General features: G+C 71.3%; 16 protein-coding genes. 12 read left to right on the top strand and 4 right to left on the bottom strand.

Translation table 11 applies throughout. The features are described from left to right. A complete protein-coding gene (hpt, locus tag E4P42_RS06660; RefSeq protein WP_371286993.1) occupies positions 1-633 on the top strand; it encodes a hypoxanthine phosphoribosyltransferase in 633 nt (210 codons plus the stop codon). Positions 634-674: 41 nt separating this feature from the next. Continuing rightward, entirely contained in the window at positions 675-2906 is a 2232-nt protein-coding gene (locus tag E4P42_RS06655; protein ID WP_135124292.1) for a molybdopterin-dependent oxidoreductase, read from the top strand. On the opposite strand, the gene E4P42_RS06650 is transcribed toward E4P42_RS06655, so the two are convergent. From E4P42_RS06650 to E4P42_RS06635, 4 genes are read right to left on the bottom strand one after another with little or no spacing between them, the layout of a single operon-like run. Then, complete coding sequence (locus E4P42_RS06650; RefSeq protein WP_135124290.1) at positions 2903-3637, bottom strand: SIMPL domain-containing protein; 735 nt, start codon at positions 3635-3637, stop codon at positions 2903-2905. The genes E4P42_RS06655 and E4P42_RS06650 overlap by 4 nt on opposite strands. 15 nt (positions 3638-3652) lie before the next feature. Then, positions 3653-4669, bottom strand: coding sequence for a zinc-binding dehydrogenase (locus E4P42_RS06645; protein WP_135124288.1), 1017 nt, complete (start codon positions 4667-4669; stop codon positions 3653-3655). After that, complete coding sequence (locus E4P42_RS06640; RefSeq protein ID WP_135124286.1) at positions 4669-5859, bottom strand: LLM class flavin-dependent oxidoreductase; 1191 nt, start codon at positions 5857-5859, stop codon at positions 4669-4671. The genes E4P42_RS06645 and E4P42_RS06640 overlap by 1 nt, the downstream gene beginning before the upstream one ends. Next, positions 5856-6815 carry an alpha/beta fold hydrolase gene (locus E4P42_RS06635; protein ID WP_135124284.1) on the bottom strand — a complete coding sequence of 320 codons (960 nt, stop codon included), beginning with the start codon at positions 6813-6815 and terminating at the stop codon, positions 5856-5858. Before E4P42_RS06635 ends, E4P42_RS06640 begins: the two co-directional genes overlap by 4 nt. Before the next feature lie 173 nt (positions 6816-6988). On the opposite strand from E4P42_RS06635, the gene ftsH reads away from it, so the two are divergent. From ftsH to panD, 10 genes are all read left to right on the top strand, one after another. Beyond that, positions 6989-9319 carry an ATP-dependent zinc metalloprotease FtsH gene (ftsH, locus tag E4P42_RS06630; protein WP_135124282.1) on the top strand — a complete coding sequence of 777 codons (2331 nt, stop codon included), beginning with the start codon at positions 6989-6991 and terminating at the stop codon, positions 9317-9319. A gap of 22 nt (positions 9320-9341) precedes the next feature. Further along, entirely contained in the window at positions 9342-9947 is a 606-nt protein-coding gene (folE, locus tag E4P42_RS06625) for a GTP cyclohydrolase I FolE (protein WP_135124280.1), read from the top strand. Then, positions 9944-10774, top strand: coding sequence for a dihydropteroate synthase (folP, locus tag E4P42_RS06620; protein ID WP_167759381.1), 831 nt, complete (start codon positions 9944-9946; stop codon positions 10772-10774). The genes folE and folP overlap by 4 nt, the downstream gene beginning before the upstream one ends. Continuing rightward, positions 10767-11171, top strand: coding sequence for a dihydroneopterin aldolase (folB, locus tag E4P42_RS06615; RefSeq protein WP_135124278.1), 405 nt, complete (start codon positions 10767-10769; stop codon positions 11169-11171). Before folP ends, folB begins: the two co-directional genes overlap by 8 nt. Continuing rightward, positions 11168-11698, top strand: a complete 531-nt coding sequence (folK, locus tag E4P42_RS06610) for a 2-amino-4-hydroxy-6-hydroxymethyldihydropteridine diphosphokinase (RefSeq protein WP_135124276.1) — start codon at positions 11168-11170, stop codon at positions 11696-11698. Before folB ends, folK begins: the two co-directional genes overlap by 4 nt. Next, a complete protein-coding gene (locus E4P42_RS06605) occupies positions 11698-12177 on the top strand; it encodes a DUF3180 domain-containing protein (RefSeq protein ID WP_135124274.1) in 480 nt (159 codons plus the stop codon). The genes folK and E4P42_RS06605 overlap by 1 nt, the downstream gene beginning before the upstream one ends. A gap of 77 nt (positions 12178-12254) precedes the next feature. After that, positions 12255-13658 (top strand): DUF6779 domain-containing protein, encoded by a 1404-nt coding sequence (locus tag E4P42_RS06600; protein ID WP_209305708.1) that lies wholly within the window; start codon positions 12255-12257, stop codon positions 13656-13658. 86 nt (positions 13659-13744) lie between these two features. Next, positions 13745-14686 (top strand): Rossmann-like and DUF2520 domain-containing protein, encoded by a 942-nt coding sequence (locus E4P42_RS06595; RefSeq protein WP_135124270.1) that lies wholly within the window; start codon positions 13745-13747, stop codon positions 14684-14686. Then, on the top strand, positions 14683-15624 hold the full coding sequence (panC, locus tag E4P42_RS06590; protein WP_135124268.1) for a pantoate--beta-alanine ligase: 942 nt from the start codon (positions 14683-14685) through the stop codon (positions 15622-15624). Before E4P42_RS06595 ends, panC begins: the two co-directional genes overlap by 4 nt. Further along, positions 15624-16031 (top strand): aspartate 1-decarboxylase, encoded by a 408-nt coding sequence (gene panD / locus E4P42_RS06585; RefSeq protein ID WP_135124266.1) that lies wholly within the window; start codon positions 15624-15626, stop codon positions 16029-16031. The genes panC and panD overlap by 1 nt, the downstream gene beginning before the upstream one ends. Positions 16032-16035: the final 4 nt, after the last annotated feature.

Raw genomic sequence — 16035 nt, 5'->3', positions numbered from 1 at the left:
ATCCAGCCCGGCGTGGTCGCCGCAGACCGAACATGGCACGCTGTGGGCGTGCCTGCGGAACCAGCTCACCCGTACGAGGGCGATATCAAGTCGGTGCTGCTCTCCGAGGAGCAGATCCGGACCCGCACCGCCGAACTCGCCGCCCAGATCAGTGAGACGTACCGCGAAGTCCTCGAACCCGGCGGGCAGGACTTGCTGCTGGTGACGGTGCTCAAGGGTGCGGTCATGTTCGTCACCGATCTGGCCCGCACCATCCCGCTGCCCACCCAGCTCGAGTTCATGGCGGTCAGCTCCTACGGCTCGTCGACGTCGTCGTCGGGTGTGGTGCGCATCCTCAAGGACCTCGACCGCGACATCAACGACCGGCACGTGCTGATCGTCGAGGACATCGTGGACTCGGGGTTGACGCTGTCGTGGCTGCTGCGCAACCTGGCCACCCGCCAGCCCCGCTCGCTGCGGGTGTGCACGCTGCTGCGCAAACCCGACGCCGTGCGCGCGGACGTCGACATCGCCTGGGTCGGCTTCGACATCCCCAACGAATTCGTCGTCGGCTACGGGCTCGACTACGCGGAGCGCTACCGCGACCTGCCCTACATCGGCACGCTGGAACCGAAGGTCTACACCGACAGCTGATTCCGCTACCGCGGGCGGCCGGCCGGGCGCAGGATGTGATCATGACCGAGACCGCGCTGCGCATCTGCCCGTTCTGCGAGGCGACCTGCGGGCTGACTCTGACCATCGACCCGGCCATCGGCTCGGGCACCGTGACCCACGCCCGCGGTGACCGGGAGGACGTGTTCAGCGCCGGCTACCTGTGCCCCAAGGGCGCGAGCTTCCCCGAACTGGACAACGACCCCGACCGGCTGACCGCACCGCTGGTGCGTCGCGACGGTGTGCTCGTCGAGGTCGGCTGGGACGAAGCGTTCGCGATCGTGGCCGATCGGCTGGGCGCCGTGCTCGGCAGCCACGGCGGTGCGGCTGTCGCGGTGTACTTCGGTAACCCCAACGCCCACACCATCGCCGGTGGCCTGTACGTGCCGTTGATCGTGCGGGCGCTGGGCACCCGGCAGGTGTACTCGGCCAGCACGCTCGACCAGATGCCCAAGCACGTCGCCGTCGGCCACCTGTTCGGCAACCCGATCGCGTTCCCGGTGCCCGACCTCGACCGCACCGACCACCTCGTCGTCATCGGCGCCAACCCGCTGGTGTCGAACGGAAGTGTGCTCACCGCAGCCGATGTCGGCGGGAAACTGCGTGCGCTGCGGCGCCGCGGCGGGCGGCTGACCGTGATCGACCCGGCCCGCACCCGCACCGCCGAGATCGCCGACCGCCACGTCGCCCCACGCCCCGGCACGGATGCCGCGCTGCTGTTCGCGCTCGTGCACGTGTTGTTCGACGAGGATCTGGTGGACCTCGGCGCGGTGGCCGAGCACGTCGCGGGCGTCGAGGCGGTGCGGGCGCTGGCGGCCGACTTCACCCCCGAGGCGGTGGCCGAACACTGCGGGGTGCCGGCCGCCGAGATCCGCACCCTGGCGCGCGAGATCGCCACCGCACCGTCGGCGGCCGTCTACGGACGTATCGGCACCTCGACCGTCGAATTCGGCACCCTGGCCAGCTGGCTGGTCGACGTCGTCAACATCCTCACGGGCAACCTCGACCGGCCCGGCGGGGTGATGTTCCCGGCCTCGGCGGTGGCCGCGTCGCCACGGCCGCACCGGCCCGGTCGCGGGTTCCGCACCGGACGCTGGCGCAGCCGGGTGTCGGGGCATCCCGAGGCGCTCGGCGAGTTGCCCGCCGCGGCGCTGGCCGAGGAGATCGACACGCCCGGCGACGGTCAGGTCAAGGCGGTCATCACCATCGCGGGGAACCCGGTGCTGTCGACGCCGGACGGGGACCGGTTGAGCCGCGCGCTGCGGGGCGTGGAATTCATGCTCTCGGTCGACCCGTACCTCAACGAGACGACGCGCCACGCCGACGTCATTCTGCCGCCACCCCCGCCTTCGCGCACACCGCATTTCGACGTCGCGTTGAACAACCTCGCGGTGCGCAACAACGTCCGCTACTCACCGCCGCCGCTGCCGACCGACGGCCGGCCGGGCGAGCCGGAGATCCTGGCCCGGCTGGCGCTGATCCTCTACGGCGCCGGACCCGACGGCGACGTCGCGCTGGTCGACGATCAGGTCATCGCCACCACGCTGGCCAAGGAGACCGCCGACCCGGACTCCCCGGTCGCCGGCCGCAGCGTCGACGAGCTGACCGCAATGCTCGAGCCTGGCCCCGGATACGAACGGCGGCTGGACATGATGCTGCGCCTCGGCCGCTACGGCGACGCGTTCGGCGCCCGTCCCGATGGACTGACGCTGCGCCGCCTCAAGGACGCACCGCACGGCATCGACTACGGCGCGCTGCAGCCGCGGCTCACCGAGGTGCTGCGTACCCCCTCGGGCCGGGTGGAGCTGGCACCCGAGCCGTTCCTAAAAGATGTTGTGCGGCTGCGGGATTCACTGCTCCACCGGACGGAGGGATTCGTGCTGATCGGGCGCAGGCATCTGCGGTCGAACAACAGCTGGATGCACAACCTGCCCGCGTTGTCGGGCGGCTCCAACCGGTGCACGCTGCAGATCCACCCCGATGACGCCGCAGAGCTCGGCCTCACCGGCACCGCGGTGGTCAAGGGTCCCGGCGGCGCGCTCGAGGCGCCGGTGGAGCTGACCGACCGGATGCGCCGCGGCGTCGTGTCGCTGCCGCACGGCTGGGGGCACGCCCTCGACGGGGTGCGGTTGTCGGTGGCGGCAGGCCATCCCGGGGTGAACGTCAACCAGCTCAACGACGGCGCGGTGCTCGACGCGCTGTCGGGCACCGCGGTCCTCAACGGCATCCCGGTCGAGATCGCGCCGGTCGGTTAGGTCAGCTCCCAGATCACGGTCACGTTGAAGCCGACGGTCTGCTGACCGGGTTCCAGCGGCACCGCCATCGCGGCCTCACCGCGCATCGGCATCGGCGGCGGCGGTGGTCCGGACCCGGCGGCCTCCGAGATCGAGACGACCTTGCCCAGTTCGAGCTCCGACAGTTGCGCGTACTGCTGGGCGCGCGCCTTGGCGTCCTCGAAGGCGCGCGCCCTGGCGTCGCGGACGAGCTGCGAGTCGTCCTCGATCGAATAGTTCACCGAATTGATCCGCGCCGCGTCACCACCGGTCACCACGATCAACGACAGCGTCTGCGACGCCGCGTCGAGGTCGCGGATCTTGACGTCGATCGCGTTACTCGCCCGGTAGCCGATGATCGCGGTGCCGTCGGCGCCGAACTGCGGCTGCAGGCTCACCTGGGTGGTGCTGATGTCCTCTCGGGCGATGCCCGCACCGATCAGTGCGTTGATCACCGCGTCCTGACGCTCGCCGGACTGCGTCATCGCGCCGGTCACGTCGGGGGCGATCGCCTCCATGGCCACGCTCGCCGTCAGCGTGTCCGGGACGCCCTGCACCTCGCCGGCACCGACGACGGTGACCTGCCGGGCCTCCCCGCCGTCGGTGGCGGGGCCGGGACCCGAGGAGGCGTCGCAGGCCGACAGCCCGGCCACCGCGAGTGCGGCCGCGAGGAGGGTGAACAACCGGGACTTCGCGCGCAGTGCGATCGGCATGCCTGGCACCCTACGTCAGGGGGTGACCAGGATCTTGCAGTGCTCGTCGGGCCGCGAGAGCGCGTCGAAGGCACCGCCGACACCGTCCAGGCCCACCTCTCCGGTGATGAGCGGGGCGACGTCGATACCGCCATCCGCGATCGCCCGCAGGGTGTCGGCGAATTCGCCTGCGTCGTAGGCGAATACGAACTGCACGGTGATCTCCTTGGCGGTGCCGTAGAACGGCGTCACCGTATCGGGTTCCATGCACACCCCGGCTACCACCACCCGGGTGCGTGCCGGTGCGCGGCGCAGCACGTCGTCGAGGATGCCCGGGGCGCCGACCGCTTCGAAGACCACCTCGGGTGCGACCGTGTCGAACGGTGAGTGCTGCGCGGGGTCCACGGTCTCGTGCGCGCCCATGGTCTCGGCGAGCTGCCGCCGGGCGGCCGAGAAGTCGGCGCCGACAACGTGTTCGACACCGCGGAGCCGGAGCGCGGCGATGATCGCGATGCCGATCGGCCCGCACCCCACCACCAGCGCCTTCTCGCCCGCAGTGATCGACGACCGGTTCACCGCGTGCAGGCCCACCGCCATCGGTTCGGTGAGCGCGGCGTGGCGCGGATCGAGGCCGTTGGGGACCGGCAGGAGCAGCGGCGCCGACAGCAGCATCCGCTCGGCGTAGCCGCCGATCGTGCTGTTGGAGTAGACGATCGGCACCACCCCGGTCGACGACAGCAGCACCGGGATGGACGTCACCACCGTCCCGGGTGCGGGGGCGTCGGTGCCCGGCCCCGCCTCGAGCACTTCGGCGGCGATCTCGTGGCCCATGAACACGTCACCGGACAGGTCGACCGGTTCGGCCATCGCCGGCACCCCCTCCATGGCGGCGCCGGCGTCGAGCACACGTGCACCGTGCCGCGCGAAGTGCAGATCCGAACCGCAGATCCCGCACGCGCGCACCCCGACCAGCACCTGACCCGGTCCGGGAACGGGTTCGGCGACATCGTCGCGCAGCACCATGGCGCCGTCGCGCAGCACCGCGGCCCGCACTACCGGGCGTCCTTCTGCAGATCGTCGGTGTGCTCGGTGATCGCCTTGACGATGGCGTCGCCCGCGCGGCCCAGCAGTTGATCGCGCATGCCCTTGGCCCAGTCGTGTGAGGACCGCGGCGCCGACAGCTGATTCTTGAAGTGCGGGATGACCTTTCGTGCGAACAGGTCGTAGGAGTGGTAGGTGGCCTCCGGCGACGCCCAGTCGTGTCCGAGGATCAGCAGGGTGCCGAAGCCGCCCGACTTCTCCAGCAGGTCCTCGATGTAGGCGATCGCGTCGTCGGGGGTGCCGATGCAGCAGTTGCCCTGCGCGGCGTACTCGGTGACGAAGTCGCGCGGGGACTGCTCGCCCTCCACCGAATTGGACAGCGGGACGAATCCGGCGGCGCCGAAGTACGCGGCGAAATCGGCCAAGCCGTAGGTGCAGTCGTCGATCGCCTGCTCGCGGGTGTCGGCCAGATGCATGATCGACAGGACCCGCCAGTCGCGCCGGTCCGGCTCCGGGCGCCCGGCCTTGGCCGCCTGATCGGTGACCACCTGCCACGTCGTCTCCAGGGCGGCGTAGCCGCCCGGCACCGACATCGACAGCGACAGCAGCGAGGTGCCCAGTGAGCCGGCGAGCCGGGGACCCGACGGGGAGATCATCGCCGCGGTGGAGATCTCCGGATACGGCCAGGTGTAGGGCCGGACGTGGAGTTGAGCGTCGCGCAGCGTGAACCAGTCGGTCTCGCGGGTGATGCGGTCCTCGGGATCGGCGCGGAAGAGTGCCAGGATCGCCTCGAGCGACTCCTGCATCATCCGGCGCTGCTCAACCGGGTCGATGCCCATCATGTAGGCGTCCGACGGCAGCGCACCGGGCCCGGTGCCGAACATGACGCGCCCGCGGGTCAGGTGGTCGAGCAGCACCCACCGGTCGGCGACCATCAGCGGGTGGTGGTAGGGCAGCGACACCACACCGGTGCCCAGCCGGATGTGCCTGGTGCGTTCGGCCGCGGTCGCGATGAACACCTCGGGGCAGGCGATCAGCTCGTAGCCGCCCGAGTGGTGCTCGCCGAACCACGCCTCGTCGAAACCCAACCGATCCAGCCGGACCACCCGCTCGAGGTCGTATTCGAGTGCGACGGTGGGGGATTGGCCCACCGGGTGGAACGGGGTGATGAAGACACCGAAGTTGAGGGGCGTGCGGCTCATGACAGACCTCCGAGGAATTCGAGTAGGGCGGCGTTGACGTCTCCGGGGCGTTCCTGCTGCAGCCAGTGGCCGGCGCCGTCGATGAGGATCTCTCGGTACGGGCCGGTGACCACGTCACCGACGCGGTCGCGCGGGGTGAAGGTGAGCACCGGGTCGGCGGTGCCCGCGAGGAACAGCGTGGGCACGGTGATCGTCGACGCCGGGGTCGCCTCGGCCAGCTCCCAGTTGCGGTCGAAGTTGCGGTACCAGTTCAGGCCGCCGGTGAAGCCGGTCCGGGTGAACTCGCCGACGTAATGGTCGAACTCCTCGCGGCTGATCCAGTCGGGCAGGCCGTCGGGATCCGGCAGTCGGTCGAGGAATCCGCGCGCGTCGGCGGCGGCCATGTCGACCAGTGCGGCTTCGTCGCCGGACCGCAGCCCGGCCAGCATGCTGCGCATCGTGCGGGCCGGGTCGGCGTCGAGTTCGGCGTCGGCGCGGCCGGGTTCCTGGAAGTACAGGATGTACATGAAGCTGTCGCCGAAGGTCTTGCGCCAGATGTCGGTGGGCCGGGCCGGCGGGCGGGGCACGGCCGGCACGCTGAGCGTGGCCAGCGCGCGCACCCGGTCGGGGTGCCACAGCGGGAACTGCGACGCCACCACCGCACCCCAGTCGTGCCCGACGAGCACGGCCCGCTCGGCGCCGACGTCGTCGAGCAGGCCGGCCAGATCGCCGGTGAGCGCGACGATGTCGTAGTCGGCGATCGTCTCGGGCCGCGACGAGCCGCCGTAACCGCGCTGGTCGGGTGCGATGACGTGGTACCCGGCGGCGGCCAGCGCCGGGATCTGGTGGCGCCACGAGTAGCCGAGTTCGGGGAACCCGTGGGCCAGAAGGACGACCGGCGCCCCGCGCTCGCCCGCCTCGAGGATCCGCAACCGCACGCCGTTGGTGTCAACTAACCGTTCGGTCGAAGTGATCATGGGTCCAGCCAAGCACAGCGCCGCCCCCGGCGGAAGAGGTCTGGACACGCCTGTAGCCAGACCCGGCGAGCCGTCGGGAACAACCGGACGTTGGTCTAGCGGTAGCCTGAACTATCCCAGCTGCACGTATCGGAAGGACGCGGCCGGCAGCATGCCTGCGGGCCTAGGAGAAGATGAACCGGAAAACTTTGATCCGCACGCTGATCGTCATCGCGGTCGTGTTGTTGCTGGGTTGGTCGTTCTTCTATTTCAGCGACGACACCCGCGGATACAAACCCGTCGACACCTCGGTGGCCATCGCGCAGATCAACGCCGACAACGTCAACAGCGCGCAGATCGACGACCGTGAGCAGCAGCTGCGGCTCGAGCTCAAGAGCGGCAACGGCGAGACCGAGAACAGCGACAAGGTCCTGACCAAGTACCCGACCGGGTACGGCGTCACGCTGTTCGAATCGCTGCAGGACAAGAACGTCAAGATCAACACGGTCGTCAACCAGGGCAGCGTGCTGGGGTCGCTGCTGGTCTACATGCTTCCGCTGTTGCTGCTGGTCGCGCTGTTCATCTTCTTCTCCCGGATGCAGACCGGCGGCCGGATGGGCTTCGGCTTCGGCAAGTCCCGCGCCAAGCAGCTCACCAAGGACATGCCCAAGACCACCTTCGCCGACGTCGCGGGTGTCGACGAGGCGGTCGAGGAGCTCTACGAGATCAAGGACTTCCTGCAGAACCCCTCGCGCTACCAGGCCCTCGGCGCGAAGATCCCCAAGGGCGTGCTGCTCTACGGTCCGCCCGGTACCGGTAAGACACTGCTGGCCCGAGCGGTGGCCGGCGAGGCGGGCGTGCCGTTCTTCACGATCTCCGGGTCGGACTTCGTCGAGATGTTCGTCGGCGTCGGCGCTTCCCGGGTGCGCGATCTGTTCGAACAGGCCAAGCAGAACAGCCCGTGCATCATCTTCGTCGACGAGATCGACGCGGTCGGTCGTCAGCGCGGCGCCGGCCTCGGCGGCGGGCACGACGAACGCGAACAGACGCTCAACCAGCTGCTCGTCGAGATGGACGGCTTCGGCGACCGCCAGGGCGTCATCCTGATCGCCGCCACCAACCGGCCCGACATCCTCGACCCGGCGCTGCTGCGGCCCGGCCGCTTCGACCGCCAGATCCCGGTCACCAGCCCCGATCTGGCCGGCCGCCGCGCCGTGCTCAAGGTGCACTCGCAGGGCAAGCCGATGGCCCCCGATGCCGACCTCGAAGGCCTGGCCAAGCGCACGGTCGGCATGTCCGGCGCCGACCTGGCCAACGTCATCAACGAGGCGGCGCTGCTCACCGCCCGCGAGAACGGCACCGTCATCACCGGCCCGGCACTCGAAGAGGCCGTCGACCGGGTGGTCGGCGGGCCGCGTCGCAAGAGCCGCATCATCAGCGAGCACGAGAAGAAGATCACCGCCTACCACGAGGGCGGCCACACGCTGGCCGCCTGGGCGATGCCCGACATCGAGCCGATCTACAAGGTGACGATCCTGGCCCGCGGCCGCACCGGCGGTCACGCGGTGGCCGTGCCCGAGGACGACAAGGGCCTGATGACCCGCTCGGAGATGATCGCCCGGCTGGTGTTCGCGATGGGCGGCCGCGCCGCCGAGGAACTGGTGTTCCGCGAGCCCACCACCGGTGCGGTGTCCGACATCCAGCAGGCCACCAAGATCGCCCGCGCGATGGTCACCGAGTACGGCATGAGCAGCAAGCTCGGTGCCGTGCGCTACGGCACCCAGCACGGTGACCCGTTCCTCGGCCGGTCGATGGGCACGTCGTCGGACTACAGCCACGAGGTCGCCCAGATCATCGACGACGAGGTCCGCAAGCTCATCGAGGCCGCGCACACCGAGGCGTGGGAGATCCTCACCGAGTACCGCGACGTCCTCGACACGCTCGCCGGCGAACTGCTCGAGAAGGAGACGCTGCACCGCGTCGAACTCGAGGCCATCTTCGGTGACGTGAAGAAGCGGCCGCGCCTGACCATGTTCGACGACTTCGGCGGCCGGGTGCCGTCGGACAAGCCGCCGATCAAGACGCCCGGCGAGCTGGCCATCGAACGCGGCGAGGAGTGGCCGCGGCCGATGCCCGAACCGGCGTTCAAAGCCGCGATCGCCGCGGCCAGCCGCGCCGCCGAGGAGGCGGCCGCCCGGCAGAACGGTAAGAACGGCAAGAACGGATCCGGCGGGCCCAACGGGTCCAACGGGGCGACGCAGCCCGACTACGGCGCCCCGGCCGGCTGGCATGCCCCCGGGTGGCCGCCGCAGCACCAGGCGGGTGGTCAGCAGGGCGGGTACTGGTATCCGCCGCCCCCGCCGCCCAACCAGGGCTGGGGCCACGATCCGCACCGGCAGCAGCCCTACCCGCCGTACCAGGGTTATCCGCCGCCGGGGCAGCCGCCGCATCAGGGCGGCCCGGCACGCGACAAGGACGACGAGGGCCGCGACGGCAACCGCGCGAATCCGCCCGGACATCACTGACAACTTCACAGAGGAGGCCTCGATGACGCGGTCGCAGGAGTGGACCTCGGCGAACATCGCGGATTTCGACCAGCCGCGTGCGGAGGCGGCGGTGCGGGAACTGCTGATCGCCGTCGGGGAGAATCCCGACCGGCACGGGTTGCTCGACACCCCGGCGCGCGTCGCGCGCGCCTACAAGGAGATCTTCGCGGGCCTCTACACCAATCCCGACGACGTGCTGAACACGACGTTCGACGAAGAGCACGATGAGATGGTGCTGGTCAAGGACATTCCGATGTTCTCGACCTGCGAGCACCACCTGGTGTCCTTCCACGGCGTCGCCCACGTCGGGTACATCCCGGGCGAGGACGGTCGGGTGACGGGGTTGTCCAAGCTCGCCCGGGTCGTCGACCTCTACGCCAAGCGGCCACAGGTCCAGGAGCGCCTGACCGCACAGATCGCCGATGCGCTGATGCGCAAGCTCGACCCGCGCGGCGCGATCGTGGTCATCGAGGCCGAGCACCTGTGCATGGCGATGCGCGGCATCCGCAAACCCGGCGCCGTCACCACCACCTCCGCGGTCCGCGGCCAGTTCAAGACCGACAAGGCATCGCGGGCCGAGGCGCTGGATCTGATCTTGCGCAAGTGAGCGCCACCCGCGTGCAGGTGATGGGCGTCGTCAACGTCACCGCCGACTCCTTCTCCGACGGAGGTCAGTTCCTCGACGCCGACCGCGCCGTCGCGCACGGTTTGGCGTTAATCGCCGACGGCGCCGCGATCATCGACGTCGGCGGGGAGTCGACCCGACCCGGCGCCACCCGGATCGACCCCGAGGTGGAGGCCGCCCGGGTGGTGCCGGTCGTCGCGGCGCTCAGCGCCGAGGGCGTCACCGTCAGCATCGACACCATGCACGCCCGCGTCGCGGCCGCCGCGCTCGAACACGGGGCCGGGATCGTCAACGACGTGTCCGGCGGGCGGGCCGACCCGGCGATGGCCGGCGTCGTCGCCGACGCCGGGGTGCCGTGGGTCCTGATGCACTGGCGCTCGGTGCGCGCCGACCGGCCGCACGAGGTGCCCGCCTACGGCGACGTGGTCGGCGAGGTCCGCGCGGAGCTGCTGGCCGGTGTCGGCGCCGCGGTCGCCGCGGGCGTCGACCCGCGCCGGCTGATCATCGACCCCGGTCTCGGGTTCGCCAAGACCGCCGGGCACAACTGGGCGCTGCTGCGGGCCCTGCCCGAACTGGTCGCCACCGGGATCCCGGTGCTGGTCGGCGCATCGCGCAAGCGGTTCCTCGGGGCGCTGCTCGCCGATGCCGACGGCCGGGTGCGGCCACCCGACGGGCGGGAGACCGCCACCGCGGTGATCTCCGCGCTCGCCGGGATGCACGGTGCGTGGGGTGTGCGGGTACACGACGTGCGCGCCTCGGTGGACGCGCTGAAAGTGGTGGAGGCCTGGAAAGGCGGTGGGGATGGCTGACCGGATCGAACTGCGCGGGCTGACCGTGCGCGGCAACCACGGGGTGTACGACCACGAACGCCGCGACGGGCAGGACTTCGTCATCGACATGACCGTGTGGACCGATCACGCCGCCGCCGCGGCCAGCGACGACCTGGCCGACACCCTCGACTACGGCGGGCTCGCGCAGCGCGCGGCCGACATCGTCGGCGGGCCGGCGCGCAATCTCATCGAGACCGTGGCCGCCGAGATCGCCGAGGGCGTGATGACCGACGAACGGGTGCACGCCGTCGAGGTGGTGGTGCACAAACCGCAGGCGCCGATTCCGCTGACCTTCTCCGACGTCGCGGTGGTGGCCCGCCGCTCGCGGCGCGGCGGGCGGGGCGCCGCGCCCGGCGGCCGGGAGGAGCGCCCGTGACCCGGGTGGTGCTGTCCATCGGCTCCAACGTCGGTGACCGGCTGGCGCGGTTGCAGTCCGTCGTCGACGGTCTGGGCGGCGCGGTACGTGCGGTGTCGCCCGTCTACGAGACCGAGGCGTGGGGCGGGGTCGAACAGGGCGCGTTCCTCAACGCGGTGGTACTCGCCGAGGACGCCGATCTCGACTGCCTCGGTTGGCTGCGCCGCGGGCAGGCGCTCGAACAGGCCGCCGGCCGCGTCCGCGACCAGCGCTGGGGCCCGCGCACCCTCGACGTCGACATCGTCACCTGTCATGACGGCGACAACGAGGTGCGGTCCACGACAGCCGAGTTGACGCTGCCACACCCGTACGCCCACCTGCGGGCGTTCGTGCTCATGCCGTGGCTGGCCGTCGCACCCGACGCCACGCTCACCACCGCGGGCACCACCCGCCCGGTGTCGCTGTGGCTCGAGGAGCTCGACGCGGCCGAACGCGCCGGCGTCCGGCGCACCGAGCTGAGTCTGATCGCGCAGACCCCGGCCGACTGATGGGACCGACGCGTAAGCGTGACCTCGCGGCCGCGGTGCTCGCGGCCGCCGCGGTCGGCTATTTTGCGGCGCTGTTCGCCTATCCGCGGGTGTTCCCGCCGATCACCGTGTGGACCGGGCTGTCCCTGCTCGGTGTCGCGGCCGGGGTGGCGGCGTGGGCGGCCAACGTGCGCGCCAAGATTCGCGACGGCGAGATCGGCGACGGACCCGGGCGGCTGCACCCGCTCGCGGTGGCCCGATCAGTGGTGATCGCCAAGGCGTCGGCCTGGGTCGGCGCGGTGGTGTGCGGATGGTGGGCCGGGATCCTGGTGCGGCTGCTGCCGCAGCGCGACGTGTTGCGTGCGGCCGGCGAGGACACCGCGGGGGTGGTGGTCGCGGCCGCCAGCGCGGCCGCCCTGATGATTGCCGGGATGTGGTTGCAGCATTGCTGTAAGTCCCCGCCCGAACCGCCCGAAGAACGCGACGCGGCACCGGAATGAGCGGCGCCACACGGTCGTCGGCCGAATCGCCGTGTGGGTCGACACGCTAGGTGACCTGTGGCGGGTACAGTCGCCCCATGACCGTCCAGCCCCGCGGAGGCCGCGCCCGGCGCGGTGGTCGCAGGCCGGGCTGGATGCTGCTCACGGTGTTGCTGGTGCTCGCGATCCTGGCAAGTTCGGCGCTGGTGTTCACCAACCGGGTGGAACTTCTGAAACTCGCTGTCATCCTGGCGTTGTGGGCCGCGGTGGTCGCGGCGTTCGTCTCGGTGATCTATCGCCGGCAAAGCGACGTGGACCAGGCCAAGGCGCGCGACCTCAAGCTGGTCTACGACCTGCAGCTGGACCGGGAGATCTCGGCCCGCCGCGAATACGAGTTGACCGTCGAGTCCCAGCTGCGCCGGGAACTCGCCCACGAACTGCGCGCCCAGGCGGCCGACGAAGTGGCCGCGCTGCGCGCCGAGCTGGCCGCGCTGCGCACGAATCTCGAGATCCTGTTCGACACCGACCTGGCCCACCGGCCGGCCATCGAGCACGACCGCACCACGGTGCGCGCCTACAGCGACTGGGCCACGGACTCCGAGACCACCGGCCGGGTCAGCAGCAGCCGCCTCGACGAGATGCTGCGCGCCGACGAGGTCGACGACACCGACGTGCGGACCGAAGAGAGCCCGATCATCGACGTGCCGGCCGAACCGCAGCCGCCCGAACCGGAGCCGGTGCCCGAATTCGGCGGTGCGCACCGGCGGCCGTCCGAGGCCGGGCCCGCCGAGGAGGAACGCGGGGGCCGGCGCCGCCGTGCCGAAGAGCCCCAGCCCCAGCCGTTCGGGCCGCAGCCGGAGCCGTTCGGGCCGCAGCCGCAGCCGTTCGGGCCGCAGCCGGCGCCGTTCGGGCCGCAGCCGCCCAACCAGTGGCAGCGGCCCGCCCCGGCCGGTCCGTACCCGCCGCCCCCGCCCCATTTCGAGCCGCAGCCCCAGCCCGAACCGCAGCCAAATTTCGAGCCCCAGCCCCAACCCGAACCCGAACCGCAGCCCGGACCGGTCGCCGCGCCCGACGAATGGCAGCCCGCACCCGCCGAGGGCGCCTGGATCCCGGCCGGTGCCCCGGGCAGCAATTGGGTGCCCGGACCGACGGAGAACGGCTCGGCCCAGGAGTACGTCGGCCGCCGTCGCGCGCCCGAGCCGGCGATGACGGCGTCGCCGGTCGAGGTGCCCCGCGGCAGGCATTCGGCCCCGGCCGACACCGCCGAGGACGAGTCCGGCCGCGAAGAACCTGCCGCGCCTCCCGTGCTGGCGGCCGAACCGTCCACCCCGCCCCCGCCGCCGGCGCCCGCGGAGGAAATCACCGAGGAAACCCCCGAGGAAGCCCAGGCCCGACGGCACCGCAGCGTCGAGGACACCGGCGGTCAGTCGGTGGCCGATCTGCTGGCGCGCCTGCAGGCGAGCCCGGCCACCGGCGGCGGTCGTCGGCGCCGCGAGGAGTGAGCTAACCTGCTAGCGACCGTCCGGTACCCGCTCGGCAGGACCGGAACGTAACCGGATCACCGAAAAGACTTGCGAGGTCGTCTGCGATGGAGCAGCCCCAGACGCGTGCGTGGGGTCCACCCGAGGGGATGCGTCCGGCCCGGTTGTCGGTCGGCATCATCTCCGCCGGGCGGGTGGGAACGGCACTGGGCGTCGCACTCGAACGCGCCGGACACGTGGTGACGGCCTGCAGCGCCATCTCCGAGGCGTCGCGGACGCGGGCGCAGCGCCGCCTGCCCGACAGTGCGGTGCTCCCCGTCCACGACGTCGCCGAACGCGCGGAGCTGCTGCTGCTCGCGGTACCCGACGCCGAACTGGCCGGGGTGGTCTCGGGCCTGGCCGCCACCGGCGCGGTGCGTCCGGGCGCGATCGTGGCCCACACCTCGGGTGCCAACGGCGTCGGGATCCTCGGCCCGCTCACCGAGCGAGGCTGTGTACCACTGGCCATCCATCCGGCGATGACGTTCACCGGATCCGACGAGGACATCGCGCGCCTGCCCGACGCGTGCTTCGGCGTCACCGCCGCCGACGAGGTGGGCTACGCCGTCGCACAGTCGCTGGTCCTCGAGATCGGGGGCGAACCGTTCCGGGTGCGGGAGGACGCCCGCGCGCTGTACCACGCGGCGTTGGCCCACGGCGGCAACCACGTCATCACCGTGATCCTCGACGCGGTGGAGGCACTGCGCTCGGCGCTGTGGGGACAGGAGCTGCTCGGCCAGGAACTCGTCGGCGACGCCCCCGGCGGCATCGCCGAACGGGTGATCGCGCCGCTGGCCCGCGCCTCGCTGGAGAATGCGCTGCAGCGGGGTCAGTCCGCGCTGACCGGTCCGGTGGCCCGCGGCGACGCTGCCGCGGTGAGCCGCCACCTGCGGGCGCTGGCAGAGGTCGACACGAATCTGGCCGACGCGTACCGGGCCAACTCGCTGCGGACCGCGCAGCGGGCGCACGCTCCGGAAGACGTCTTCGCGGTACTGGCGGGTCAGTCGTGATCGGCCGCCGACCGCCGAAGTTCACCCCCGGCGAACTCAACATCTACCGCGCGGCGCGCGACGTCGCCGACGTCACCCGCGCGCTGCGCACCACCGGCAGGCGGGTGATGCTGGTGCCCACCATGGGGGCGCTGCACGAGGGCCACCTCACGCTGATCCGGCAGGCCAAACGCGTCCAGGGCGCGGTGGTCGTGGTGTCGATCTTCGTCAACCCGCTGCAGTTCGGGGCGGGGGAGGACCTCGACGCCTATCCGCGCACGCTCGACGACGACCTCGCCGCGCTGCGCGCCGAGAATGTCGACGTGGCGTTCACGCCGGGCGTCACGGACATGTACCCCGACGGCACCCGCACCTCGGTGCATCCCGGCCCGCTGGGAGAGGATCTCGAAGGCGCTTCTCGCCCAGGCCATTTCGCCGGCGTGCTGACGGTGGTGTGCAAACTGCTGCAGATCGTGCGGCCCGACCGCGCGTTCTTCGGCGAGAAGGACTATCAGCAGCTGGTGCTGATCCGGCAGATGGTGAGCGACCTCAACATCGACACCCAGATCGTCGGCGTCCCGACGGTGCGGGAAGCCGACGGGCTGGCGCTGTCGTCGCGCAACCGCTACCTCGACGAGGTCGAGCGCGAACACGCAGGCGCGCTGTCGGCGGCCCTGCTGGCCGGGATGTACGCCGCGTCGGGCGGGGTGGCCGCGACACTCGATGCGGCGCGCGCCGTCCTCGACGAGGTGCCCGCCATCGACGTCGACTACCTGCAGGTCCGCGATCCGATGCTCGGCCCGCCGCCGCCCGAGGGCGCCGGCCGTCTGCTGATCGCCGCCCGGCTGGGCCGCACCCGACTGCTCGACAACATCGCGATCGACATCGGGGCATCGGCGGGAATCGACGGCCACCCCCGGGTCGGCTCACCCGACCACGAGCTGCCCTGGAGGAACTGATGCAGCGCACGATGCTGAAGTCGAAGATCCACCGCGCCACGGTCACCCAGGCAGATCTGCACTACGTCGGCTCGGTGACCATCGACGCCGACCTGATGGACGCCGCCGACCTGCTCGACGGCGAACAGGTCACGATCGTCGACATCGACAACGGCAACCGGCTGGTCACCTACGCGATCACCGGCGCCCGCGGCAGCGGCGTCATCGGGATCAACGGCGCCGCAGCCCATCTCGTGCATCCCGGTGACCTGGTTATCCTGATCGCCTACGGCGTCATCGACGATGCCGAGGCCCGTGCGTACCAGCCGCGGGTGGTGTTCGTCGACGCCGACAACCGCCCGGTCGACCTGGGCACCGACCCCGCGCACGTCCCGGACACCGCGGCCGACCTCGTCTCCCCGAGGTAAGTGA

This window comes from Mycobacterium sp. PS03-16 (assembly GCF_004570325.1).
Classification (GTDB): domain Bacteria; phylum Actinomycetota; class Actinomycetes; order Mycobacteriales; family Mycobacteriaceae; genus Mycobacterium.
This window is presented reverse-complemented; position numbering and strand designations above follow the sequence as displayed.

Bases quoted from the DNA above. Each gene is read 5' to 3' on its own strand.
- E4P42_RS06655 (WP_135124292.1), top strand. From the start codon at position 675: ATGACCGAGACCGCGCTGCGCATCTGCCCGTTCTGCGAGGCGACCTGC.
- E4P42_RS06650 (WP_135124290.1), bottom strand. From the start codon at position 3,637: ATGCCGATCGCACTGCGCGCGAAGTCCCGGTTGTTCACCCTCCTCGCG.
- E4P42_RS06640 (WP_135124286.1), bottom strand. From the start codon at position 5,859: ATGAGCCGCACGCCCCTCAACTTCGGTGTCTTCATCACCCCGTTCCAC.
- E4P42_RS06635 (WP_135124284.1), bottom strand. From the start codon at position 6,815: ATGATCACTTCGACCGAACGGTTAGTTGACACCAACGGCGTGCGGTTG.
- ftsH (WP_135124282.1), top strand. From the start codon at position 6,989: ATGAACCGGAAAACTTTGATCCGCACGCTGATCGTCATCGCGGTCGTG.
- folE (WP_135124280.1), top strand. From the start codon at position 9,342: ATGACGCGGTCGCAGGAGTGGACCTCGGCGAACATCGCGGATTTCGAC.
- folB (WP_135124278.1), top strand. From the start codon at position 10,767: ATGGCTGACCGGATCGAACTGCGCGGGCTGACCGTGCGCGGCAACCAC.
- E4P42_RS06605 (WP_135124274.1), top strand. From the start codon at position 11,698: ATGGGACCGACGCGTAAGCGTGACCTCGCGGCCGCGGTGCTCGCGGCC.
- E4P42_RS06600 (WP_209305708.1), top strand. From the start codon at position 12,255: ATGACCGTCCAGCCCCGCGGAGGCCGCGCCCGGCGCGGTGGTCGCAGG.
- E4P42_RS06595 (WP_135124270.1), top strand. From the start codon at position 13,745: ATGGAGCAGCCCCAGACGCGTGCGTGGGGTCCACCCGAGGGGATGCGT.
- panD (WP_135124266.1), top strand. From the start codon at position 15,624: ATGCAGCGCACGATGCTGAAGTCGAAGATCCACCGCGCCACGGTCACC.